This is a genomic window from Octadecabacter antarcticus 307 (assembly GCF_000155675.2).
GTDB classification, from domain to species: Bacteria; Pseudomonadota; Alphaproteobacteria; order Rhodobacterales; family Rhodobacteraceae; genus Octadecabacter; species Octadecabacter antarcticus.
The window spans coordinates 1,720,643-1,743,084 of the sequence record NC_020911.1; the positions used below are offsets into that span (position 1 = coordinate 1,720,643).

At 55.6% G+C, this 22,442-nt stretch carries 22 protein-coding genes and 3 pseudogenes; 13 read left to right on the forward strand and 12 right to left on the reverse strand.

Going from position 1 to position 22,442, the window contains the following annotated elements:
* Positions 1 to 183 precede the first annotated feature (183 nt).
* From OAN307_RS29855 to OAN307_RS08855, 8 genes are all read right to left on the reverse strand, one after another.
* Positions 184 to 693: a topoisomerase DNA-binding C4 zinc finger domain-containing protein gene (locus tag OAN307_RS29855; RefSeq protein WP_408634943.1), complete on the reverse strand. Its 510-nt coding sequence runs from the start codon at positions 691 to 693 to the stop codon at positions 184 to 186.
* A gap of 229 nt (positions 694 to 922) precedes the next feature.
* Complete coding sequence (locus OAN307_RS08825) at positions 923 to 2,299, reverse strand: FGGY-family carbohydrate kinase (RefSeq protein WP_015499437.1); 1,377 nt, start codon at positions 2,297 to 2,299, stop codon at positions 923 to 925.
* Positions 2,296 to 2,613 carry an L-rhamnose mutarotase gene (rhaM, locus tag OAN307_RS08830; protein WP_015499438.1) on the reverse strand — a complete coding sequence of 106 codons (318 nt, stop codon included), beginning with the start codon at positions 2,611 to 2,613 and terminating at the stop codon, positions 2,296 to 2,298. Before rhaM ends, OAN307_RS08825 begins: the two co-directional genes overlap by 4 nt.
* Positions 2,610 to 3,635: an ABC transporter permease gene (locus OAN307_RS08835; protein WP_015499439.1), complete on the reverse strand. Its 1,026-nt coding sequence runs from the start codon at positions 3,633 to 3,635 to the stop codon at positions 2,610 to 2,612. Before OAN307_RS08835 ends, rhaM begins: the two co-directional genes overlap by 4 nt.
* Complete coding sequence (locus tag OAN307_RS08840; RefSeq protein WP_015499440.1) at positions 3,632 to 4,612, reverse strand: ABC transporter permease; 981 nt, start codon at positions 4,610 to 4,612, stop codon at positions 3,632 to 3,634. The genes OAN307_RS08835 and OAN307_RS08840 overlap by 4 nt, the downstream gene beginning before the upstream one ends.
* Positions 4,609 to 6,168 carry a sugar ABC transporter ATP-binding protein gene (locus OAN307_RS08845; protein WP_015499441.1) on the reverse strand — a complete coding sequence of 520 codons (1,560 nt, stop codon included), beginning with the start codon at positions 6,166 to 6,168 and terminating at the stop codon, positions 4,609 to 4,611. The genes OAN307_RS08840 and OAN307_RS08845 overlap by 4 nt, the downstream gene beginning before the upstream one ends.
* A gap of 78 nt (positions 6,169 to 6,246) precedes the next feature.
* Positions 6,247 to 7,242: a rhamnose ABC transporter substrate-binding protein gene (rhaS, locus tag OAN307_RS08850; RefSeq protein WP_015499442.1), complete on the reverse strand. Its 996-nt coding sequence runs from the start codon at positions 7,240 to 7,242 to the stop codon at positions 6,247 to 6,249.
* Positions 7,243 to 7,267: 25 nt separating this feature from the next.
* Positions 7,268 to 8,080 carry a DeoR/GlpR family DNA-binding transcription regulator gene (locus OAN307_RS08855; RefSeq protein WP_015499443.1) on the reverse strand — a complete coding sequence of 271 codons (813 nt, stop codon included), beginning with the start codon at positions 8,078 to 8,080 and terminating at the stop codon, positions 7,268 to 7,270.
* A 186-nt stretch (positions 8,081 to 8,266) separates the two neighbouring features.
* On the opposite strand from OAN307_RS08855, the gene OAN307_RS08860 reads away from it, so the two are divergent.
* The 5 genes from OAN307_RS08860 to OAN307_RS08880 all read left to right on the forward strand — a co-directional run bounded on the left by OAN307_RS08860 (position 8,267) and on the right by OAN307_RS08880 (position 14,576).
* A complete protein-coding gene (locus OAN307_RS08860) occupies positions 8,267 to 10,369 on the forward strand; it encodes a bifunctional rhamnulose-1-phosphate aldolase/short-chain dehydrogenase (RefSeq protein WP_015499444.1) in 2,103 nt (700 codons plus the stop codon).
* A gap of 11 nt (positions 10,370 to 10,380) precedes the next feature.
* Positions 10,381 to 11,655: an L-rhamnose catabolism isomerase gene (gene rhaI, locus OAN307_RS08865; protein WP_015499445.1), complete on the forward strand. Its 1,275-nt coding sequence runs from the start codon at positions 10,381 to 10,383 to the stop codon at positions 11,653 to 11,655.
* A 259-nt stretch (positions 11,656 to 11,914) separates the two neighbouring features.
* Positions 11,915 to 12,445, forward strand: coding sequence for a hypothetical protein (locus OAN307_RS08870; protein ID WP_015499446.1), 531 nt, complete (start codon positions 11,915 to 11,917; stop codon positions 12,443 to 12,445).
* 194 nt (positions 12,446 to 12,639) lie between these two features.
* The gene (locus OAN307_RS08875) at positions 12,640 to 13,464 is read left to right on the forward strand and encodes an IS5 family transposase (protein ID WP_044044587.1); all 825 of its coding nucleotides are present in this window, start codon (positions 12,640 to 12,642) and stop codon (positions 13,462 to 13,464) included.
* 368 nt (positions 13,465 to 13,832) lie between these two features.
* Positions 13,833 to 14,576 (forward strand): 1-(5-phosphoribosyl)-5-[(5-phosphoribosylamino)methylideneamino]imidazole-4-carboxamide isomerase, encoded by a 744-nt coding sequence (locus tag OAN307_RS08880; protein WP_015499448.1) that lies wholly within the window; start codon positions 13,833 to 13,835, stop codon positions 14,574 to 14,576.
* A gap of 217 nt (positions 14,577 to 14,793) precedes the next feature.
* On the opposite strand, the gene OAN307_RS26125 is transcribed toward OAN307_RS08880, so the two are convergent.
* Positions 14,794 to 15,009 carry an alternative oxidase gene (locus OAN307_RS26125; RefSeq protein ID WP_015499449.1) on the reverse strand — a complete coding sequence of 72 codons (216 nt, stop codon included), beginning with the start codon at positions 15,007 to 15,009 and terminating at the stop codon, positions 14,794 to 14,796.
* A gap of 16 nt (positions 15,010 to 15,025) precedes the next feature.
* Here OAN307_RS26125 and OAN307_RS08890 point away from each other — a divergent pair.
* Both OAN307_RS08890 and OAN307_RS08895 read left to right on the forward strand, forming a co-directional pair.
* Positions 15,026 to 15,595: pseudogene (locus tag OAN307_RS08890) on the forward strand (baseplate megatron protein TIM-barrel domain-containing protein); the annotation flags it as partial.
* A 174-nt stretch (positions 15,596 to 15,769) separates the two neighbouring features.
* Positions 15,770 to 17,041 carry a tyrosine-type recombinase/integrase gene (locus OAN307_RS08895; RefSeq protein WP_015499451.1) on the forward strand — a complete coding sequence of 424 codons (1,272 nt, stop codon included), beginning with the start codon at positions 15,770 to 15,772 and terminating at the stop codon, positions 17,039 to 17,041.
* A 3-nt stretch (positions 17,042 to 17,044) separates the two neighbouring features.
* Here OAN307_RS08895 and OAN307_RS08900 read toward each other — a convergent pair whose 3' ends face one another.
* Positions 17,045 to 17,647, reverse strand: coding sequence for a hypothetical protein (locus OAN307_RS08900; RefSeq protein WP_015499452.1), 603 nt, complete (start codon positions 17,645 to 17,647; stop codon positions 17,045 to 17,047).
* A 411-nt stretch (positions 17,648 to 18,058) separates the two neighbouring features.
* Between OAN307_RS08900 and OAN307_RS30925 the strand changes: the two genes are divergently transcribed.
* From OAN307_RS30925 to OAN307_RS30930, 4 genes and pseudogenes are all read left to right on the forward strand, one after another.
* Positions 18,059 to 18,412 (forward strand): hypothetical protein, encoded by a 354-nt coding sequence (locus OAN307_RS30925; RefSeq protein WP_015499453.1) that lies wholly within the window; start codon positions 18,059 to 18,061, stop codon positions 18,410 to 18,412.
* A 91-nt stretch (positions 18,413 to 18,503) separates the two neighbouring features.
* A complete protein-coding gene (locus OAN307_RS08910) occupies positions 18,504 to 18,746 on the forward strand; it encodes a hypothetical protein (RefSeq protein ID WP_015499454.1) in 243 nt (80 codons plus the stop codon).
* Positions 18,743 to 19,137: pseudogene (locus OAN307_RS08915) on the forward strand (VRR-NUC domain-containing protein). The gene OAN307_RS08910 and the pseudogene OAN307_RS08915 overlap by 4 nt, the downstream one beginning before the upstream one ends.
* Positions 19,134 to 19,274, forward strand: a pseudogene (locus OAN307_RS30930) (helix-turn-helix domain-containing protein); the annotation flags it as partial. The pseudogenes OAN307_RS08915 and OAN307_RS30930, both read left to right, overlap by 4 nt.
* 12 nt (positions 19,275 to 19,286) lie before the next feature.
* Here OAN307_RS30930 and OAN307_RS30935 read toward each other — a convergent pair.
* Positions 19,287 to 19,451, reverse strand: a complete 165-nt coding sequence (locus OAN307_RS30935; protein WP_333783205.1) for a hypothetical protein — start codon at positions 19,449 to 19,451, stop codon at positions 19,287 to 19,289.
* Between the two features lie 263 nt (positions 19,452 to 19,714).
* On the opposite strand from OAN307_RS30935, the gene OAN307_RS30940 reads away from it, so the two are divergent.
* Entirely contained in the window at positions 19,715 to 20,155 is a 441-nt protein-coding gene (locus tag OAN307_RS30940) for a hypothetical protein (RefSeq protein WP_015499457.1), read from the forward strand.
* Positions 20,152 to 20,808 carry a hypothetical protein gene (locus OAN307_RS08930; RefSeq protein ID WP_015499458.1) on the forward strand — a complete coding sequence of 219 codons (657 nt, stop codon included), beginning with the start codon at positions 20,152 to 20,154 and terminating at the stop codon, positions 20,806 to 20,808. The genes OAN307_RS30940 and OAN307_RS08930 overlap by 4 nt, the downstream gene beginning before the upstream one ends.
* Before the next feature lie 190 nt (positions 20,809 to 20,998).
* Here the strand turns inward: OAN307_RS08930 and merA are convergent, their stop codons facing one another.
* On the reverse strand, positions 20,999 to 22,411 hold the full coding sequence (gene merA, locus OAN307_RS08935) for a mercury(II) reductase (protein WP_015499459.1): 1,413 nt from the start codon (positions 22,409 to 22,411) through the stop codon (positions 20,999 to 21,001).
* Between the last annotated feature and the right edge of the window lie 31 nt (positions 22,412 to 22,442).

Here is a 22,442-nt window from a genome sequence, read left to right on the forward strand (position 1 = left end):
CATGGCTTCTTATAGCCGGACATTTAAGATGAGCAAACGAACGACAGAAAGGTCTGCTAGGAGCCCAATGCGGAAAGATTTTTACGGTATGGCTAAGCTGGTGGCAAGGTCCAGCAGTTTGAATGCATTCGAAATTGAAACGGCTTGATTTCTGCGCAGCCCGTCTGAGCATCTTGGCCATTTCTAAGCCTTTGCCAACTTCTTTTTGAGTCGTTTCTTGCCCATGCATCTCGGGTAATTAACGCAGCTAAAGAACTTCCCAAACCGACCTTTTCGCTCGACCAGCCATCCGTCCGCGCATTCCGGGCACGACGGGTACTCAGCTCCACAACTGCAGACCATTTGTTCCGCATTGGCTTTGTTCAATACTGGAAGATCAGTGCCGCAGGCGCTGCAAGGGCTCTGGGTTTCTCCACACAGGCGCCGATGCTCACATCCGAAATAAAGGCTGCCTTTCTTTGACGTCTGCGCGAGCATGCGGCCGCCGCATACACCGCACTTGTGCTCCGTGATGTTTGGGGCGCCGAGAATAACTGTCTCGTATGCAGGGTTGTCCACCAACTCGCGCGCGAAGACCGACGGCTTCTGACGGTCGGCCAAAACGGTGACGGTTTTCCTAGCGCGCGTTAGTGCAACATAGAACAGGCGGCGTTCCTCAGCATGATCAAAGCCCTCCGGCGGCCGTCGTTGGATGCATTGCGTCCGTCGATGGAGATTGCGTGCAACGAAATTCTGAACCGCATCAGCAACTGAGACGGTATTTGGAAAGCGGACTTTAGTTCGTCCTGCAGCGAAACGCCAGCCTGAGCCCAAGTTACAGTTTCTGCAAACTGCACAGACGCCACCAATGGGCAGAAAACTGATTTTTTTACAGGGTCGTAGAACAAGCAAGCAGCGTGGAACGCTTATGTCTGCAAACCAATTAGCCCGATTCAACAATTGAGCGCCAGCGGCAAGCATAGGTGTCGTATGCGCGCAGATCAGTCGCACCAAGCGCTTCAACGGGTGCGGCTAGTCGCGCGCTTTTACCCATCAATAAGGCTGCCCCGATGCTTGTTCCCGTTCCAGCATCACTCGTCAAAACTGAGCGCCCCGTGGCTGCGCCAAGCATGGCTATGAATTCAGCATTTCGCGCGAACGGGCCTTCGACTATGGTCGGGCCATTGGCGCCGGTTAACCGCAAGCAGGTATCGGTCATCATGGCGAGGTAGAACGACAATACTACCGATCTGCGTCCAGTCCCAACGTCAGGCGTTTTTCCGCTCCAGAACATCTGTTGGCCTGGGTAAGGCCCTGTTCGGGATTCAACTGAAGGTAAGATCATCAGTGACGACGCCAGAACTCCATTTACATCGTCGGTCGTCGGGTCTGACGTGTGGCCCTGCTGAATCAGTTCGTATTCACGCCCACCCATGAACCGCGCACTGGGAACGGCGCGACCGCGAGCATTGACGTTGATCAACGTGTCGCGCTTTGGATCAAGCGGCTGATCAGCGCCGTCAATCGACATCACGATGACCCATGTTCCTGTGGATACGACTGAAAAGGGGCCCTTTTGGGTCAATATATGTGGAATAAGCGACGCGTTTGAATCATGGATGCCGACACTTACTGGGGTGTCAGTCAGCAGCCCCGTGGACTGAGAGATTTGTGCTAATATCGGACCAAGTACATCGGTCGATTTGCGCACCTGTGCGATCTTTCCTTCAATCCCTAGCGCTTTGGGCAGTTCGGAAAGCACACCCTCTCGCGGCAACCAAAGGTCGGTATGGCACCCGATTGAGGTCACATCCGTCGCGGCGATACCAGTAAGGCGATATGCCCAATATTGAGGATACGTGACAATTTGCGCGGTCCGATCCCGCAATGATGGGTCTGTCATGAATTGGTAGTGGATCTGCGCTCCTACATTCAGCCCACCCGCGAGCTTAGGTGATCCGGTCAAGGCGAAGTCTGGTTTGATAGCATCGTAGGAAGCAATGATTTCGGAGGGGTATTCATGTTCGTAATCAATGACGGGTGCGGCGAGCGTTCCGTCATCGGCTAGCAAAACCGCGCAGGCACCGTGGGTTGTTACAGAAATAGCGTCGATGCCGTAATCACGGTGAAACTGGGTCAAGGCGTCGAGGAGAAATGCCCAATGTCCTTCAACATCATAGTGCGGCCAAGGCGGGCCTGGCAGTACGACATTGGGGCGAGTGACGACCGCCAATTCGGTCAAGCTCTCCAGATCGACGAGTGCGAGTTTTGCGTTGGTTTTGCCAATGTCGATGACGGCAATGTGGCGCGGGGCAGTCATGGCAGGTGAAATAGCGGTGTCAGGGGCAAGGCCACGGGGGAGTTGTCTGCATTGGTCTCCATGATGTCAGCCATGTATGCCCACCATTTTTGCATGACTGGGTTGTCGGACAACGCGTTCATACTGTGATCCACCGATCGAGTCAGAATCCCGATCAAGTGGCCAGTTTCTTTGTCGAGGTGGATAGAATAATCACTGACACCAGCGTCGTGCAGTAGGCCCACCAGTTCGGGCCAAATTGCGTCATGGCGGCGTTTGTATTCGTCGGCCATTCCATCGTTCAGGCACATGCGGAAAACGTAACGTTCACTCATGTTTTGTGCCGTGCTACGACCATCGTCCAAAGGCGCGGCAGGGCAATGACACCAATAAGAAGCAGGCCAATGAAGATCGACATGACGATGCCTGGAACGTTCAGCAGGCCAAGCCCAAAGGTCACCAACCCCATAACAAACGCCGCAATCACGACACCGGGGATCGTGCCGGACCCACCCAAGATGTTGACGCCGCCAAGGACGACCATCGTGACCACTTCAAGCTCCATTCCCGTCGCAATGCTGGGCCGTGTCGACCCAAGGCGCGAGGTCAGACAGATTGCCGCGACTCCGGACATCAGGCCGGTCAGAAGGAATAGGATGAATTTCACGCGGGCAACACGGATGCCACTGAACAAGGCACCTGTAGGGTTGTTGCCAATCGCATAGACCGTTCGACCGAAGTTGGTTTTGTGCAAAAGCACGCCATAGATCAAAGCGATGATGACGAACAACAGCATTTCAACCGTAAAGACCCAATAAATATAACCCTGCCCAAACCATGAAAAGCTGGCCGGATACCCGCGAAACGCTTCATCACCGAGGATGATGTAACTGATGCCACGAAATAGGCTCATCGTGCCGATGGTGACGACGATGGATGGAAGGCCCAGCACGGTCACGAAAAAGCCGTTGAACGCGCCACAAAGTAGGCCAACAATCAACCCGATGGCAATTAGTTCCGGCGTCCCTGCGCCATATTGCACGGCCAATCCCATCGCAGTGCTGGCAAGCGCGATGATGGATGCGACGGACAAATCGATCTCACCCGAAATAATCAGCAGTGACATCGCAAAGGCGATCATGGCCTTTTCGGTGAAATTAAACGTCGCATCGCTTAGGTTCCAAGCGCTGAGGAAGTAGGGCGAGGAGAAGCTGTTGATAATGAAGATCGCAATTGCCACGGCAAGGAGCAGCGCCTCCCAGCTTTTGAAAATGCGCATGGCACGACTATTTAGACGATCAGGGACGTGCCGGGTTTGGCCAGCATCATGTGGTGTATCAGGCGTTGCATCGATCATTGCGTGGTCTCCGCAGACTTTAGGATAATCCGTCCTTTGGCGCGCCCTGCGCGGGCATTGAAAGCCACGGCAATCAGGATGGCACTGCCAGAAATCGCCAACTGCCAAAACGGTGAGATATTGACGACGGGCAGTGCATTTTTGACAACCCCGAGGAAGATTGCGCCAAGGACAGCGCCGCCAACCGATCCGATACCACCGGCGATTGAAATGCCACCGATGACGCAGGCCGCCACGACCTCAAGCTCAAATCCGCCAGCGATGTCGACGTAGGCAACCGCATAACGCGCGACCCAAAGATAACCAGTCAGCCCAGCCAGCGCGCCCGACACAACGAAGGCCCAGAACTGTGTTTTGCCAACATTGATGCCAGCATAAACAGCCGCATGTGGGTTGCCGCCGACCGCGAATATCGAGCGTCCAAAGGGCGTGCGAGCCATCATAATGCCAAAGAGGATGATCGTCATGACTGCGGTCCAAGACATGACCGGAAGTCCAAGAAGAACCGTACGGGGGAAGCCCGTGAAGGCGGGTGACATTTCATGTGAGTTGACCCATTTTCCGTCTGAAATCAGAAAGATAACACCGCGAAAGATGGTCATCGTACCGAGTGTTACAACGATGGGTGGGATTGACAGTTTCCAGACCAAAATGCCATTGATCGCGCCCATCATTGCACCAATCATGATGGCAATCGTGATTATGGCAGGTATCGGCAGGCCGGGCATTGCGACGTTTATCATCGCCACAGCCATGCCCGTTAGCGCCAAATTTGCCGCCATCGACAGATCAATACATCGCGTCAGGATCACAACCATCTGGCCAAGTGCGAGGATGATCAGGGGTGCAGTGTCGTTGAACACATTGGCCAGATTGGACGGCGCAACGAAGCCTGAAAAACGTGATGCGACGAGGACAATCAGGAACAAAATCGCACAGGCAAGAATTGTTTCGCGAACAGGAATGATGCGGGTCATGCCGTTGGACTTTCTGCAGAAGTGGTGATGCCAGCGGCGTGCCGCACCAGTGTTTCAGGCGTCAATTCGTCACCAGCCAGTTCGGCGGCGATCAAGCCGTCGCGCATAACGATGACGCGGTCAGACATACCGATTAGCTCGGGGATTTCGGAGCTGACCATGATGACGGACAGGCCCTGCGATGCAAGTTCTGCCATGAATTCATGCACGGCAGCTTTGGACCCGATGTCGATGCCTTTGGTTGGCTCATCAAGGATAATAACTTGAGGTTGCGTGGCTAGCCATTTGGCAATGATGACTTTTTGTTGGTTACCCCCGGACAGGTTACCAACGTCTTGATCCAGTGAGGCCGCGCGAAGGTCCAACCGTTCGGAATATTCCCGTGCAAGTTTGAATTCTTCTGCAAGTTGCAGAAAACCCCTTCTTGAGGTGCGACCCAGGGATGGTAGCGTGATGTTCTGGAAAATCGGTAAACCGGTGATGGCCCCCTGTTTACCACGATCTTCGGGAACGTAGACAATTCCGTTGTTCACCGCGTCAGCTGGGGAGCGGATAACCCTGATTTCGCCATTGATCCGGCACACGCCCTTGTTTGGCTTGGTGATGCCGAAAAGGGCTTGCATGAATTCGGAACGACCCGCGCCGACGAGGCCGTAAAAACCAAGAATTTCACCTCGGTTGAGGGTAAAGTTAATATCGGAAAATTCTGTCGGGTGCGCGTAACCAACGACCTTCAGGACTTCATCACCTACGTCATAGATGCGGGCGGGGAAAACCTGATCTACGGAACGGCCAACCATCATCGTGACAAGTTGGTCTTCGGTTATATCGGAAATCACCCCGTCCCCGACAAATGCGCCGTCACGAAAGACCGTATAACGATCAGCGATACGGAAAATTTCATTGAACTTGTGGCTGATAAACAGGATCGCTTTGCCTTGGGATTTTAGCGTTTCAACTAAGTCATACAGTTCTTCGATTTCTTTGTGGGACAGTGCTGCAGTGGGTTCATCCATAATCACCACTCGGGCATCCACAGACAGGGCACGGGCAATCGCCACGAGGTGTTTGTTAGCAATGCCAAGATCACGCAATTGGGTTTGAGGGCTGAACGGCGCGCCGATATCTTTTAATAATTTGGCAGCAGCGCGGTGCATTTCACCAGTGTCGATCAGGCCGAGCCGTGTTCGCGGTGCATGACCAATGTAGATGTTTTCAGCGACAGATAATTCATCAAACAGTACCGTTTCCTGGTGGATTGCGGTGATGCCCACGTCGGCGGCGTCATTGGGTGAAATGAAGGATACAGGTTTACCGTCAATGCGGATGGTGCCGCCGTCAGTGCTGTAAATGCCGGTAAGGATCTTGACGGTCGTGGATTTACCAGCACCGTTTTCACCGACAAGGGCAGTCACTTGACCGGGGTAAAGGTCCAGCTTTACCTCATCCAATGCTTTCACGCCCGGAAAGTTCTTGGTGATCATGTCCATCGACACGACAGGAGGCGCGAGCGAGGTCGTAGTTGGCGAACTGGCTGGCGCGGACTGCGTCGTCATTCGGAACCTCATCGGAGTTTAGGAAACAGGTGTTTGGCCCGGCGCGCGTGGTGCGCCGGACCGATCAGAGAGACGCGTTTAGAAAATCGACTTGAATTGTTCGATATTGCTGGCGTCGTAAACAAACGGATCAGCCATCGCGCCTTCCATGTTTTCGTCCAGAGTCAAACTGCCCATACGGCCCATTGGAACTTTACCACCCGCTGTAGCCTTTACACCATTCTGGCTCAACTCATAGGCCAGCATTGTTGCTGAATATCCTAGATCAATCGGGTTCCAGATTGCGAACGACTGCGAGGCACCAGATTCGATTGCACCGGCCATTTCAGACGGCAGGCCAAGGCCCGTGACGTTGACCTGACCAACTTTACCTGCATCCACCACAGCTTGCGCTGCTGCAACGATACCAACAGACGTTGGCGCGATGATTGCATCAAGGTCAGGATAGGATTGCATCAGGCCTGTGGCCTCACGGTAGGATTTGTCAGCCAGATCGTCTCCGTAGACCGTTGCGACAACCTCGATGCCAGGATAGTCGCCCATGACAGCCATCATTTCTTCCATCCAGATATTCTGGTTGGTCGATGTCGTGGTCGCAGACAAAAGCGCCACTTCGCCGCCGTCTGGCAAATGATCTGCGGCCAGCTTGATAATCATGTTACCGATCAACGGGTTGGACGACGGGTTTAGATGCAACTGGCGGCCTTCTGGCGCCACGCCGCTGTCCCAGCTGATAACCGTGATCCCGCGCTGCATCGCACGCTGCAATGCAGGCACAAGCGCGTCGGTGTCGTTCGCCGAAATCGCAATCGCATCGACCTGCTGCGCGATCAATGCGTTGATCACTTCGATCTGGCCCTCGGCGGTGGTGTCGGTCGGACCCGTATAAATGATCTCAACATTGCCAAGCTCTGCGGCGGCTTCTTCGGCACCTTCAGCTGCGGCTTCAAAGAACCCGATGCCCAATGCCTTGACGACAATCGCTATGCGCACATTTTCTTGTGCAAACGCGGGTGAGCCAAGCATTGCGCCAACCAATGCTACGGATGTTGCTAGTTTCTTTAGTACACTCATGGTTTCCTCCCTGGAGTGGTTTCATTCAGGCTGGCAGTTGCGCCATCCCGTCTTTCTGCGCAGCACCTTTCGGCACCACGATCAGTGTCACATCAGCTCGTTCCAGCATGGCCGCAGTGCGGTCATCAATGCCGTCATCGGTGATGATTGTGTCAATCCGTTCAAGCGGACACAGGATCAAACTTGAACGATTTGCGAATTTACTACTGTCGACCAGAACGATCAGTTCTTCGGCCTGCCCGATTAGTTTTTCTTCGGCTTGGACCAGCAGCGGGTCTTGTTCCATCAATCCCAATGGCCCAATACCCTGCGCGCCCATGAACATGCGCTTGGCGTAGAAATTGCGCGTCACATCATTGTCAAACGGCGACAGGATAATGTTCTGTTCGCGGTAGATGATTCCACCAGACAGCATCACCGTGTTGCGTGTGTTTTTCAGCAAGTGTTCGGCAATCGGAAACGAGTTGGTAAACACCTGCATACGGCGTGACGCGAGCGGGTGCACCATTTGGAACGTCGTGGTGCCGCCATTGATGATGATCGGTTCACCGTCGTCGCATAGATCAACTGCAGCGGCGGCAATCGCCTGTTTTTCGGCGCTGTTCATCGTTTCATTTACTGAAAACGGGCGTCCCGCAAGCCCAACGAAAGGCGCTGTTTTTAGCGCTTCCGCACCGCCGCGCACCCGCCGCAGTCGCTTTTGTTCATCAAGGGTGTTGATGTCACGGCGCACCGTCGCCTCGGAAGCACCGGTCAAGGCGCATAAATCAACGACCGTGACCAATGACCGGTCTTGGACGGCGGATAGGATAACGCGGTGACGGTCTTTCTCGTGCATTCGATGCCCTTTCGATTGACCTAAGTTGGATTGAGTCGTCACTACCTGTCAATCATTATTTATCAACTTCAATCATTCTGCATTGCAGCATGATTGCTTATGATTGAAATTGATTGACTTGGTTCTTCCCACTCGTCAGCTTGAACGCAATCAGATCGATTTAACCCGCCGCCCATGGAGACAGACATGACCTCTTCCCAAATCAGCCAACGCCTTGAAAATAAATGGGATGTGGCGCATGCCGAAAAGATGAGCGAGCCTGAAAAGCTGCTCTATCGTTCGAACCTTTTGGGGTCGGACAAGAGAATCACAAACTATGGCGGCGGCAACACATCCGCCAAGGTGACGCAAAAAGATCCGCTTACGGGTGACATGGTTGACGTGTTGTGGGTCAAAGGCTCTGGTGGGGATGTGGGATCAATCAAGATGGACGGGTTTTCCACGCTTTATATGGATAAGTTGAACGCGCTGCGCGGAATTTATCGAGGTGTCGAGTTTGAGGACGAGATGGTGGCCTATCTGCCCCATTGCACGTTCAATCTGAACCCGCGCGCCGCCTCTATCGACACACCGTTACATGCCTATGTGCCACAAAAACACGTAGATCACATGCATCCTGATGCGATAATCGCGATTGCGGCCGCCAAGGACAGCACAAAGCTGGCGCAGCAGATCTTTGGCGACAGCATCGGCTGGTTGCCGTGGAAAAAGCCCGGTTATGAACTGGGGCTTTGGCTGGCGGACTTCTGTGCCAGGAACCCCGACGCCAAAGGTGTTGTGCTGGAAAGCCACGGGTTGTTCACATGGGCCGATGACGCGCAGGACTGTTATGACCTGACGCTTGAAATCATCCAGACCGCGATGGACTGGTTCGCAGATCAAACTACTGGGCAAGACGTCTTTGGTGGCGCGGTCCATAAATCCTTGCACGCAGATCAGCGTCGCGCGACCGCATCCCGTCTGATGCCCGCCATTCGCGGCATGGTGTCTGGTGAACATCATATGGTCGGCCATTTTACCGATAGCGACGCAGTTTTGGAATTCGTGAATTCCAAGGATATGGAGCGCCTTGCCGCACTCGGCACATCCTGTCCCGACCATTTCTTGCGTACGAAAATCCGGCCCTTGGTTGTGGATTTCGATCCGGCAAGCCCGGACGTCAATGCGACGCTTGCAGGGCTTGAGGCTGCTGTTGCCGAATACCGCATTGGCTATCAAGCCTATTATGATCGCTGCAAAAAGGACGACAGTCCTTCAATTCGTGATCCCAATGCGGTCGTCTATCTAATCCCCGGCGTTGGGATGATCACATTTGCCAAAGACAAAGCCACGGCACGGATTTCGGGTGAATTTTATGTCAACGCGATTAACGTGATGCGCGGTGCGGATGCAGTGTCGGAATACCAAGGTCTGCCTGAACAAGAGGCCTTTGACATTGAATATTGGCTCCTCGAAGAGGCCAAGCTGCAGCGCATGCCTGCCCTCAAATCCATGGCAGGGCGTGTGGCACTGGTCACGGGCGGCGCGGGCGGCATTGGCGCAGCCACGGCGGAACGTTATTTGCGCGAAGGGGCCTGCGTCATGCTGGCCGATATTGACGATGCGGCTCTGGCAGACACGTCTGCAAAGCTTACCGAGCGGTATTCAGCGGACGTTGTGCGCACTGTGAACATGAACGTTACGTCGGAGGATGCAGTGGCCGCAGCCTATAGCAATATCGCGGCGGAATTTGGTGGCATCGATATTCTGGTATCCAATGCTGGCATCGCCAGTTCAGCACCGATTGAAGATACAACGCTTGAGATGTGGAACAAGAACATAGCGATCTTATCGACGGGCTATTTCCTTGTCAGCCGCGAGGCGTTCAAACTGTTTAAGGAGCAAGGCATTGGCGGCGCTGTGGTTTTCGTGGCATCCAAGAACGGCCTAGCTGCGTCGCCAAACGCGTCGGCCTATTGCACGGCAAAGGCGTCCGAAATTCACCTCGCACGTTGCCTTGCACTTGAAGGCGCGCCAATGGGTGTTCGCGTAAACGTTGTGAACCCTGACGCGGTCCTAAAGGGCAGCAAAATCTGGCAGGGCGAATGGCTCGATCAGCGCGCAGGCACCTATGGCACCGACAAAGACGGGTTGGAGGCCATGTATCGCGAGCGCTCAATGCTCAAACGTTCCGTGTTACCCGAAGACGTCGCAGAGGCTGCTTATTTTCTAGCATCCGATTTATCGTCTAAATCCACCGGTAACATCATCAATGTCGACGCGGGCAACGTTCAAGCGTTTACACGGTAAGGACCAGAACAATGATCAATTCAGATGTAATCACGAAATCCAATGACGCTGCGAAAGCCAATCTTGATGCGGACTATGATGCCTTGGGCGAACACCTTGATCGTCGTGGAGTCGATATTGCCCAGATTAAGACCAAGGTCGCCAAATATGGTGTCGCCGTGCCAAGCTGGGGCGTTGGAACAGGCGGAACGCGTTTTGCACGCTTCCCTGGTGCGGGTGAACCACGGGGCATTTTTGATAAGCTCAGCGATTGCGGTTTGATCCAACAGTTAACCCGTGCGACGCCGTCCGTGTCGCTGCATATCCCATGGGACGCACAGCCAGCCGCAGATTTGAACAGTAAAGCGCAAGAAGTCGGGCTGACGTTCGATGCGATAAATTCCAACACGTTCCAAGATCAGCCAGATCAAGAACACAGCTACAAGTTTGGCTCACTAGCGCACACTGACGCGGCCACACGCCAACAGGCGGTGGATCACAACATTGCCTGCATTGAATTAGGCGCACAGATTGGATCAAAGGCGCTGACAATCTGGGTTGGGGACGGGTCCAATTTCCCCGGTCAGACAAATTTCACCAAGCAATTTGAACGCTATCTAGATGCTGCTAAACTGGTCTACGGCGCACTTCCTGATGATTGGACGCTGCTGACCGAACATAAAATGTATGAACCCGCATTCTATTCCACAGTTGTGCAGGATTGGGGCACCAACTTGCTGATCGCGCAACAGATGGGCGACAAAGCAAAGTGTCTCGTGGATCTTGGCCACCACGCACCAAATGTGAATATCGAGATGATCGTTGCGAGGCTGACGCAGTTCGGCAAACTGGGTGGTTTCCACTTCAATGATAGTAAATACGGTGACGATGATTTGGACACCGGCAGCATCGATCCTTATCGGTTGTTCCTTGTCTTCAACGAACTGGTTGAGGCTGAAACCGATACCGATTTTAACCCGATGCACATGTTGGACCAAAGCCACAACGTCACCGATCCAATTGAAAGCCTGATGGTTTCTGCGACCGAAGTACAACGTGCCTATGCACAAGCGTTGTTGGTGGATCGCGCCTCGTTGGTGGGTTTTCAGAATGACAATGATGCGCTGATGGCCACGACAACCCTTAAGCACGGGTTTCGAACGGATGTTGAACCAATATTGGCAATGGCTCGGTTGGAAAACGGTGGAGCCATTGATCCCGTTTCGACCTACCGCGCATCTGGTTACCGCTCCCGCGTTGCGGCTGAACGGCCGGCTGTCAGCGCCGGAGGCGGTGGAATTGTCTGACATGATAGAGCCGATCAAGAATGAGGTCGACGTTGGCTCATTGATGCGCATAGCTAAAAGGAAAGTCCACTTTCCGCTGAAAACGGGCCTCAACTTTAGAGCCTTCGCAGACAGCTTTGTCTGCGAAGCAGATATTGGTTTATTCCACAGCGAAGGTCTGTTTTGAATCCAACTGGCGGTCTCAAATTCGTCCGTCACTTGAAGCGTTGCGCCTGGCCATGCAGTATGGCTGCGGCGAGTTTGATTAAGGGATGTGCCGATGATCGTTATTCGACCAGACGGAGCGCATGAGGAACCGGAAGATGATGTGGCACTGGTCCTGATCAAAACAGGTGGTGGCGCGTTAAACTTGGACCAGCCCTCACCACCATTTTCGATCATCAAATTGATTGAAAATCTGGCAGGCGACATTGCCCGCCTTGGTCCCTCTCGGGCAGAACCTGATAAATTGGATAGAGTTAAAGAAAGACTGTTTGAAGGTCAGATCAAGCAGAACCTCGTTGCTGGTCGAACGGTATCTTGGCGGCCCCGTGCCAAGCTTGAACAGGAGCTGCTTGATCGGCTCTTCCGCACGGATGGCGGCACCAAAAATATCTATGTCCAAGTAGAAGAGATTTGGAAGCACTGCTTGGATGAAATCAAACAGATTGAAGTGCACCAGCCCGCTCTTTCGGAGGAAGAGCGGGCGGCACGTGGGCTTGCTGAGGTTCGACAGGGAAGACTGCCCAAGGGGTGCAATCCACTTTTTTTGAGTCGGCGCTCAGAGGTCCCAGATCCGGGAGAGCCATGACAATACAAGAATGTGGGTCCAGAGTGGGTCATGTTCCAGCTCCGATTTAGAAAGGTTCTTGAAATTGTTGAGGACACAAAGCGATCGGCGTTCAAACAGTCACGTATTTTGGTCTCAGAGCCCGATTTAAAACTAGTTGAGTGAGTTCAGTAAGTTGTAATTCTATTCGGTTATGAAGCTGAATGGAGATCTCAATGGCCTGGACTGAGCTCACCCGTCGCCAACATGATCGAAAAAGCGATAAGTACGCAAGTGATATGACAGACGCAGAATGGGCGTTGATAGCGCCTTTGATGCCGCCGCCCAAGGGAACAGGCCGGCCTCGTACGACATGTTTGCGCGACGTATTCGACGCGATCCTCTACATTGCAACGACCGGATGCCAGTGGCGCATGTTGCCCAACGACTTCCCGCCAGTTTCGACTGTGCGGAGTTATTTTTACGCGTGGCGCGATGATGGCTTTCTGGATGAGATGAACCGTAAGCTGGTGGAAGTCGCGCGTTTGGCCGAGGGCCGTAAGGCCCAGCCAACCGCCGGGATCATAGATAGTCAGAGCGTAAAAACAACTGAAAGTGGTGAAGTTAGAGGGTACGATGCGGGAAAACGGATCAAAGGACGCAAGCGCCATATCGTCACCGACACGGTCGGATTGTTGGTGGGCCTTGTGGTTCACAGCGCCGGAATTCAGGATCGGGATGGCGCGCCCGATGTGTTGAAATCTATCGTCTCGCGTTATCCACCATTGCGGCATGTATTTGCAGACGGCGGATATGCAGGGCCCAAACTGCGGGACGCGCTGAAGGACCTTGGCCGATGGACCGTCCAGATCATCAAACGTTCCGATACCACAGAGGGCTTTGAAGTGCTGCCGCGCCGGTGGGTCGTCGAACGCACCTTCGCCTGGCTGAACCGATGTCGCCGCCTATCAAAAGATTGGGAAAAATCTATCGCAAGCGCAGAGGCTTGGATCCTCATCGCACACATTAGACGCGTCACACGACATCTCACAAGGATCTGAAATCGCTCAAATAGTTTTGAATCAGACTCTAAGGGCTCCAACTTGCAGTTCTCCGCTCTGCAGCATCGTGGCCTTCCATCGAATGCGCTTGGTCACTCACCGCCCATATCGGCCATTCAACCATACTAGACAATGCTGCGGCGCGGCCCGTCATTGCAGCCATTCGTGTAGAGCGCAGCATTTAATCAGGATCAACCGTCGGTGTGCGGACAGACCGAAATTTCCCTCCTCGAGCCATTTCGGTCGGGTTTTACCATTCTGTCTTAATTCGTGCGAGACTGGTCGCATCTTCTCGCGATTGGGAATCAAACCGCAGCTACGCCTGATATGCGCCCAAGACTCAAACACCGATTAAAAGGAAGCTTGCCATGATCCTCTATCCAATGATTGAACTGCTTGATGGCCGATGTGTTAGCCTATTTCGCGGTCGTACTGAGGAGCCCCAGATCTGGCACCTCGATCCAGTAGAAAAAGCGAAGAGTTTCGTCGAAGCTGGCGCGAAATGGCTACATATCACTGATTTTGATGCTATGTCAGGCGATGAACGCAACGCAGATCTCATCCGCGAGATCATCCTTACGGCAGGCATTCAAGTGCAATTGGGTGGTGGCTTTCGAAGCTTGGAACGCATCGCTTACTGGATCGACCAAGGTGTCGGGCGCATCGTTGTCGGCACTCTGGCCTTGCTTCAGTCCGATATCGTTAAAGAGGCAGCAAAGCTTTTCCCCGATCAGATCGTGCTCGCGGTTGATGTCTATGAGGGGGTCGTAGTTAGCGATGGTTGGCGAGAGAAAAGTTCCTTTACGCCTTCAGCATTCCTCAAAGCATTTGAAAACGTTCCCTTTGCGGCGATCATCGTGACCGATATTGATGCAGACATTGGTGATGCCGAGGACAGTGTTGCCTTGATCACGCAACTCGCTAGCGAAACGCGGACACCGGTGATCGCAAGGGGACTGGCGCGAACGCTTGATGACCTGTCGCGACTGGAATACATGCCGTTTGTCTCAGGGGTCTTAATTGGGCGCGCCTTGTTTGATCGGAGCATCGATATCGAGGCTGCGATGGAGATTTTCAAACCCAATGGAGAGGGTCGGGCGAAATTCATCTGAGATGATTTTGGCGGCTTGACGACTCGTTGAGCGATCAGCTTTTATAGGTTTAAAATCCCAATGGATGAGCTGTTTTTCCTGCCGAAAACGGCCCAAAGCACTGCGTTGAGGTATACGAACTCTACCTACGCAATCACCTCAAAGCTTGAGTTCTTAGCGGTGGTTATCCGCGAAGAATGTATCAAAAGCGATGCCGCGTTTACTGAGTGCAACTTTCTCAAGGGTGGGCACCAGTTGCAATTTTGTTGGCAAAGTCGTGATTTTTATCACGATGCCCTGCCTCATCTTCACGGATCACTATAACGACATCTCGCAGACGGGCGTCATCGGGTAGGTTCCAGTATTTCTTTGCTATTTCGGGAGCGAGGACATTTTCAACCTTTCCAGCATCAATTTTCTCAAGGTACTGCTGAACTGCGGGCAGCGATGTCACTCTTAGCCACTCAAGGAATTGGCGCGACGGGTTTGATCATGCCGATGCCGCTCTGGCACCCGCGATTTATGACCAGCGCTATTTGCAGTCCAACATCATGGGTGGAGAGGGGTTTGACTGGTTTTACGCCAGCCTCTCTGATCGCGCAGCACAGACCCGCACGCCAATCACCGATGCTGGCGTGGGTAAGCCATGGGTGTTCCGTTTCAAGGATCTGCAGGCCTGGTGGTCAAACCCGCATTTCAACCGGCCGGGTGGCGTGGAAAGCGGCACCCCGACAGCATGGGCGCCGCAATCAAAACCGATCTGGTTCACCGAACTGGGCTGCCCGGCCATCGACCGTGGCACCAACCAGCCGAATGTGTTTTTTGACCCGAAGTCCTCGGAAAGCTTCATACCCTACTTTTCGCGGGGCTGGCGGGATGACGCAATCCAGCGCGCCTATCTCGAGGCCACCTACCTGCACTGGGGCGATCCGGCCAACAATCCGATCTCGGGGGTGACCAGCGCGCGCATGGTGCATGTCCCGGAATGCGCCGCCTGGACGTGGGATGCGCGGCCCTATCCGTTCTTTCCCGAACTCACCACTTGCAATCCACCGGGTGCTGGCCGCGTTTGCTTAACCCATTGATCTCCTTGTCCGGATTTCCTCACCCCGCCTCAATTCCACCTTCCGCCTGTATTCCGCCCCGTCCCCCATGCTCTGACTTGATAAGGGCGTGAATCTACGCCTGTGTTGCAGGATAAGGAGGCTGGATGCATGGTCAACAGACTGAAATTGAATGAAAAAGCCCTGCGCGACGCTGAGCTGCGGACGGGCGTAAGCTATCAGATTTTCGACACTGAGGTAATCGGCTTTGCCGTGAGGGTTCAATCCTCGGGCGCGCGGACCTTCACCATCGACTACCGCCATGCCGGGCGGCAGCGGCGCATGAACATCGGGCGCTGGCCGGAATGGAGCGTGACCGCCGCGCGCGAACGCGCCAAGGAGTTGCGCCGCGCCATTGATGAGGGGCGCGACCCTCTGGCGGTTAGAGAAGATTTCCGCGAAGCCCCACAGGTAAAGGACATGATCGACCGCTACATCGCGGAACATTTGCCCAAGCTGGCGAAGAACAATGCGGGTGATCAGGTATCGATGCTGAGGAAGATGCTGGAACCGGCCTGGGGCAACAAGCTGGTGACCGAGATCACCAAGTCCGATGTCGCACGGTTCCTTGATTTCGTGGCTGAAGGCCGCCCCCGCCCGAGCAAGGCAAAGCCCAACAATCGTGCGCGCAAGCTGCAGGGCCACAAGCCCACCCCGATCAGGGCCAACCGCATGGGCGAGGTGCTGCGCAAGATGTTCACATTGGCCATGGAATGGGAATGGCGTGCCGACAATCCCGTGCAGGGGTTCCACCGGCGCATCGAACAGGCTCGCGAGCGGTTTCTGGGTCCCGAAGAACTGACGCGGATCGCGGTGGTGCTCGACAACGCCGAGGATCAGCGCGGGGCAGCAATCATCCGCATGTGCATGCTGACTGGCGCGCGCGTCGGCGAGGTGCGCACCGCACGGTTTGAGCAGTTCAATCTCGATTATGTCATCTGGTCGAAACCCGCCGCCACGACCAAGCAGCGCAAGATCCACCGTGTGCCGATTTCGCAGGAGGTGGTGACGATTGTGCGCAAACGCCAGATGGTCGTCCCACACGGCAACCCATGGCTGTTCCCCGGCGAGACCGTCGGCCAACCGGTGCGCGAAATCCGCCGCTTCTGGGCACGCGTCCAGAAAGAGGCGGATCTGCCTGATGTGCGTATTCATGATCTACGCCACACCTTCGCCTCCTTGCTGGTCAGCGGCGGTGCCTCACTGGAGATGATCGGCAGGCTCTTAGGTCATAGCCAGATGCAAACAACGCAGCGCTACGCCCATTTGATGGATTCGCCGCTGCGCGCAGGGGTAGACACGGTCGCCAGCATCCTGAGCCCGCGACCGCGCCTTGTGCACGATGCGGCGCAGGATGGGGCAGGCAAGCCGAAGTCGGCCTAATTTTCAGACCGGCTCTTCGCCGCGCAGCTTGCGCCAGAGTGCTGCGAGCCGTTTGCGGATCGTGCTTTCATCGGGCACCTCGCCTGACCGAGAGTTTTGCACAAACCAGTCCTGCACCAGCGCCACCAGCGCAGTTTGCGTCTCAGGCACTCCCTTCTCGAAAACGAAGCACGTCAGCCAAGCATACATCGCATCCCAGTCATATCGCGGGGCAGCGCCCGTGTTCGAGGCTGGGCGGCGCATCAGGTCACGTTCCTCCTCAAATTGCTGCACCGAAAAGGCCGCCAGCAGCAGGTCTGACGACCTGATGGGCAGTCCGTCGGCTGGATCGGTCACTTTCAGCCAGGTCTTGCTGCCGGGCGGCAGGACACGCTTCAGGCGGCAGAGTTCATCACTTGGGCCGTACCTGCGGAACATCGGCATCAGTTCGGCAATCGGAACCTCGACCAGTCCTGCGACGGTCTCATCACCACAGCTGACTGGCGGAATGCCCACTGGAACCTGAAAATGCCCGGCTGCGGCCCAGCCCGCAACATCGGCCGAATGACAGCCCCAGCGCGCAGACAGCTCAAAGATCGAATAAAAGGCAATAGGTGGCAGAGGCATAAATAATGTCCTTTTAGGCATGCGGCTTCCTGCGGCCAAAGCCGTCAGAATGCGGGGTTACGGAACCCGCTTTGCCAAGCATGCGGGCGGACTGGTCTACGAGCTTTTGTCGAGGAAAACCGCCTGTGGGCCAGTGCCGCACCTTGGAGGGATGCTGAAGTCTGACTGTTTGCGTCTTTTTTGATTCTTGTTTGCTGCTCACCGTCAGACTACGCATCCTATGGGCGAGCACGTAAATCACGAACCCGTGTTTGTCGGCCTATCCAACTGGTTGCCGCAACACGCCGTTGAGTGTCTTTGAGTGTCGGCGGAACACGACCGGAAACACCAGTTCTGGCTATTCCGCCCCGCACAAATCCCGCGAAACACCGTTGAGTGCCGGTCAATGCGGCCTGCCAGAAGGATCAACCAGTGTCGTCCAGTGACTGGCGCCTGAACCCTTGCGATATTGAACCTGTCATAGGTGCTGACCCGCTCCCGCCGTCAGCCAAAATCACTGAAACCGCAATGAAACAAGGGCTGGAATTGGTCGGCTGGTTTCAATTCCACCTTCCGCCTGTATTCCGCCCCTTGCGGTCTGCTTCGCTGTCCCTGCCCCCGCGAGAGGGGCATGAGGAAACTGGAGCAGCCATGAAACAACCACACCTTGAAGCGCCACATGAACCGCTGAACCTGCTGGCGGACTGGATCAGCCGCGAGCAGCTGGCGGGCGAACTCGGGATCACATCCGACACGCTCGCCAGGGGCCACTCTGCACACGCATAGGGCGAAAGTCGCTTTACCGGCGGATCGCCGTTCAAGACTGGATCCGCGCGCAGGAACAGGCGCATCCGGTGCGCAAATCACGGGGGCGGTCATGACCCTGCCTAATCGTCTCCCCGCCCCATGGCCCGCCGATCGCTTGGCCGAAGCCCGCGCCGTCATCGCCGATGTTGCCCATCACAGCGACCATCTGATCCGGCTCGCCTGCAACGTTCTGGTCACGCATGGCGAAACCGCCGGTGAGCGCAAAGACGCTCGCGTCCTGCTGGTGGTGATCGACGCGCGGCGACCGATCCGACAGGCCCAACGAGATGATAACAGGGGGGCTGGGCAATGAACCGCCGTGGCACCCAGAAGCCGATCTGCAGCGTGCGGTAGTGCAAGCGCTGCGCGTTGTCCTGCCCCGCACGGCAATCATTCATCACTGCGCCAATGAAGTGACCGAACCCGGCCCCCGTGGTGCCAAGCGCCAGGCGATCTTGGTCGGCATGGGCGTCCATGCGGGTTTTGCCGATCTACTGATCATTTGCGATGGTCGCGTGCTGTTCCTTGAGCTGAAAGCCCCGAAGGGCCGCCTGCGCTCCGCACAAGAGGCGTTTCGCGATGCCGTCTTTTCGCAAGGCTTCGGCTGGGCGCTGGTGCGCAGCCTCGACGATGCGCTGGGCGCTCTGGCCGACCACGGTTTCACAACACGCATTGCGCCGCCCGCCCGGAGGTCCGCTCCATGAGCCATGAAGCCACCAACTGGGCCATCAAGCAGCGCGGGCTGAAACCCACCACCAAGGTCGTGCTCTGGCATCTGTGCGACCGGTTCAACCCGGATTACGGCTGCTTTCCCTCACAGGTGCGGCTGGCGCATGATTGCGAGATCAGCCGATCAACGTTGAACGACCACATCGGCCAGCTGGAAGCCACAGGCCTGTTGCGCCGCGTGCCGCGCATCGATCCGGTGACCAAACGACAGTTGTCTACCCGCTACATCTTGGGCTTCAAGCCCGGTTTCACACCCGCTGATGTGGTTCCGTGTCCAGAATTCGGACACGGGGTTTTGCCCCTTGGCCTTGACCCTGAAACTTTGGCTGAAGTCGACCCCACAACCATCATTTTGGGCGGGCCGTGTCCAGATTCCGGACTCGGGATTGACGCGAAAGCCGTGTCCAGATTTTGCCCCGACCCGTGTCCGGAAAATGACCAAAGCCGTGTCCGGAATCCGGACACTAACCTTGTAAGGGAACCCTTAAGTAAACCTGTAAAGGAGGAGGAGGACGCGGCTGCGCGCGAAGCTGATTTAGATTTTTCACAGAATTGCTCGGCGCGCTGGGCTTTGCCGCCAATGCCAGCCTCCCGGCTTGGTGGCAGGGCACGCCAGCACGGTTGCACGTTCGCCGTTGGATCGACGACCTTGGTTTGTCTGAGGATCGGGTCATCGAGGTCGCGACGGAGACCCGGAACGATCATCCCAATCCACCAGATGGCCCCAAGGCGCTTGATCGGTTCATGGAACGCGCCGCCCAGCGCGATGCGCAGGAGATTGCCGCAAATGCCAGCGGCGGAAAAGCAAAACGGCAGCGCAAACGCGATATCGGACCTCCACCCAGCGACGATCAACTGGCGGCGTTCTATGCGGCCAAGGTCAACTCCAACGAATACTTGCCCGCCAGCATGATCAGCACTGCCATGTGCAGCTTGATGCTGGCGCGCGGTCTGGTCACCCGTGAGCAGCTCCGGATGCGGGGTGTGCGATGACCCTGCAAAGACCGATCAACAAGCGCGGTGTTCGCGCAAAACGCGCCCTAGGCGTGCAGGCGGCGCTGGAGTGGGCGTTTCGAATTGAAAAGGCGCAGCTGGAACTGCCCCCGCCGACAAACGTGGTCGAGGAAGGCTTTGGCTTTGGCCTGGAATATGTCCTGATGCAGCGCGCCGTGCTGGGATGCAAAGTGGACGGTGGCCAACACAAAATGGGCAGCTACACTCATTCGGTCGCCGAAGTGATCGCCGCCACTGTCGCCGGAATGCCCGACAGCCTCGGCGGCATCCGCATGGCGATCTACGTCGCCGAACTTGCGCGCGCCGGGCTGACGCCCGACTGGTTGCCCGGCGTCGTCCCGCGCTGCGTGCCGGTGGAGACCAAGCGCAATCAGCACGGCGAGCGAGCCACTACCATTGTCGTCAGCACTGAACGGGTACTGAGCCGGGGCAAATGGCGCACGGTCGAGGTCTTGGCCTGCCCGGTGACTTGGCGACCGCACCCCGAACAGATCGCATCGGCCCGGCGCGGCTATGAAGATTGGTGGCAAGCGCTAGACTGGGTGCGCGATGGACTGATGGCGGGGCGCATGTTGCGGGAGGTGGAAGTGACGGTGGCAATGCCGAAGGTGAGGCCTTGGGTAAGTGGGTGACAACGTCGCAATGGGCGGCGATCTCAACCGGTCGACGCAAGTGCGAGCCAGACACCCCGCGAAGGGGGAGCCGACATTCAGGCGACGTCGTAACTGCGTGTTTCTCTGCGCTGCCGCAAGGCCGCTCAGAGCCTAGATTGCAAATTTTCTGCGCCGCAGCCAATGGCTGCTAACAGGAAAAATGAGTGAGCTACCCCGCGCAGCACGACAGTTTAGAAACATCCTTCTCGAACGTTTGCGCGGCAAGCTTCAGCCCTTCTACGGTTGTAAGATACGGAAAAATCATCGCGCCCAGATCGTCGTAGGTCATGCCCATCTTGAGGGCCATCGCTGCTGTCTGGATGCTATCAGCACCTTCTGGTGCGATGATATGCGCTCCCAAAAGCTTCTTGCTTTGCTTGTCGGCAATCAACTTGATCAAACCGCGTGTATCACGTGCTGCCAAGGCCCGTGGCACGTGTTCAAGACCCAGAACCGAAGTCACCACCTCGTGTCCGGCAGACTTGGCTTGTGCCTCGGTCAGACCTACACTGGCCACCTGCGGATCAGAGAAGACCACGGCAGGCATGACGCTATTATCATAGGCCAAAGTGTTACCGTTCATCGCGTTTTTCGCGGCAAGCTTTGCACCGTAAGCAGCCATATAGACGAATTGATCCATCCCAGTCACATCGCCTGTCGCATAAACCCCGTCGCGCGTGCTGCGCATCTGCGCGTCGATAACAATTCCGCCGCGTGCATTCGTGTCGATACCGGCGATATCGAGCGCCAAAGAGCCAGTGTTCGGGACACGACCGGTTGCCAGCAACAACTTTTCGGCTTCGATCCTGATCGCTACGCCGTTATGGGCGGCGAGCAATGTGACACCCTCGTCTGACGCTTCAAATTTGTCATAGGACAAACCGTCCAGCACTTTAATGCCCTCATCGGCAAACGCTTTCGTCAGGGCTTCGCTGACTTCTGGTTCAGCTTCGGGCAGCAGTCCACTGCGCGTTACGATGGTAACTTCGACGCCTGCTCGTGCGAATATCTGGGCGAGTTCAACCCCGATATATCCACCACCCATCACCATCAGGGATTTTGGGAGCTGCTTTTGTTTAAGAGCTGAGGTGCTGTCTAGCCAATCGATTTCACTCAATCCGGGGATATTTGGGACATGCGGGGACGATCCTGTTGCAATGATGATTTTAGGTGCGCGGATGGTGCGGTCTCCAACATGCAGTGAACCATCTTTCGCAAAACTTGCCTGACCTTCGATGTAATTGACGCCCTTATAGTTTGGCAAAACATCAACGTATTTCGCCGCGCGTAGATCATCCACCAAGGCTTGTTTCTGCGCGACCAACGCCGCCCAATCCGTCACTTGTGCGGTTGCTTCCACACCATCAAATCGGGCCGCGCCCTTGGCTGAGTGCAGCGTTTCCACTGCACGGATCATTGCCTTGGACGGGACGCATCCAACATTGACGCAAGTGCCTCCAATGGTTCCGCACCCAATCAGAGCAACCTGTGCGCCGTCTTCGGCTGCGGTAATCGCTGCGGAAAACCCGGCAGAGCCAGCACCGATCACGGCAAGGTCAAAATTGCCATAGCTGTCGTTCATTTTGGTATTCCTTAAGAGGTCAGATTTTTTG

Bases quoted from the DNA above. Each gene is read 5' to 3' on its own strand.
- OAN307_RS08825 (WP_015499437.1), bottom strand. From the start codon at position 2,299: ATGACTGCCCCGCGCCACATTGCCGTCATCGACATTGGCAAAACCAAC.
- rhaM (WP_015499438.1), bottom strand. From the start codon at position 2,613: ATGAGTGAACGTTACGTTTTCCGCATGTGCCTGAACGATGGAATGGCC.
- OAN307_RS08835 (WP_015499439.1), bottom strand. From the start codon at position 3,635: ATGATCGATGCAACGCCTGATACACCACATGATGCTGGCCAAACCCGG.
- OAN307_RS08840 (WP_015499440.1), bottom strand. From the start codon at position 4,612: ATGACCCGCATCATTCCTGTTCGCGAAACAATTCTTGCCTGTGCGATT.
- OAN307_RS08845 (WP_015499441.1), bottom strand. From the start codon at position 6,168: ATGACGACGCAGTCCGCGCCAGCCAGTTCGCCAACTACGACCTCGCTC.
- rhaS (WP_015499442.1), bottom strand. From the start codon at position 7,242: ATGAGTGTACTAAAGAAACTAGCAACATCCGTAGCATTGGTTGGCGCA.
- OAN307_RS08855 (WP_015499443.1), bottom strand. From the start codon at position 8,080: ATGCACGAGAAAGACCGTCACCGCGTTATCCTATCCGCCGTCCAAGAC.
- OAN307_RS08860 (WP_015499444.1), top strand. From the start codon at position 8,267: ATGACCTCTTCCCAAATCAGCCAACGCCTTGAAAATAAATGGGATGTG.
- rhaI (WP_015499445.1), top strand. From the start codon at position 10,381: ATGATCAATTCAGATGTAATCACGAAATCCAATGACGCTGCGAAAGCC.
- OAN307_RS08870 (WP_015499446.1), top strand. From the start codon at position 11,915: ATGATCGTTATTCGACCAGACGGAGCGCATGAGGAACCGGAAGATGAT.
- OAN307_RS08875 (WP_044044587.1), top strand. From the start codon at position 12,640: ATGGCCTGGACTGAGCTCACCCGTCGCCAACATGATCGAAAAAGCGAT.
- OAN307_RS08880 (WP_015499448.1), top strand. From the start codon at position 13,833: ATGATCCTCTATCCAATGATTGAACTGCTTGATGGCCGATGTGTTAGC.
- OAN307_RS08895 (WP_015499451.1), top strand. From the start codon at position 15,770: ATGGTCAACAGACTGAAATTGAATGAAAAAGCCCTGCGCGACGCTGAG.
- OAN307_RS08900 (WP_015499452.1), bottom strand. From the start codon at position 17,647: ATGCCTCTGCCACCTATTGCCTTTTATTCGATCTTTGAGCTGTCTGCG.
- OAN307_RS08910 (WP_015499454.1), top strand. From the start codon at position 18,504: ATGACCCTGCCTAATCGTCTCCCCGCCCCATGGCCCGCCGATCGCTTG.
- OAN307_RS08930 (WP_015499458.1), top strand. From the start codon at position 20,152: ATGACCCTGCAAAGACCGATCAACAAGCGCGGTGTTCGCGCAAAACGC.
- merA (WP_015499459.1), bottom strand. From the start codon at position 22,411: ATGAACGACAGCTATGGCAATTTTGACCTTGCCGTGATCGGTGCTGGC.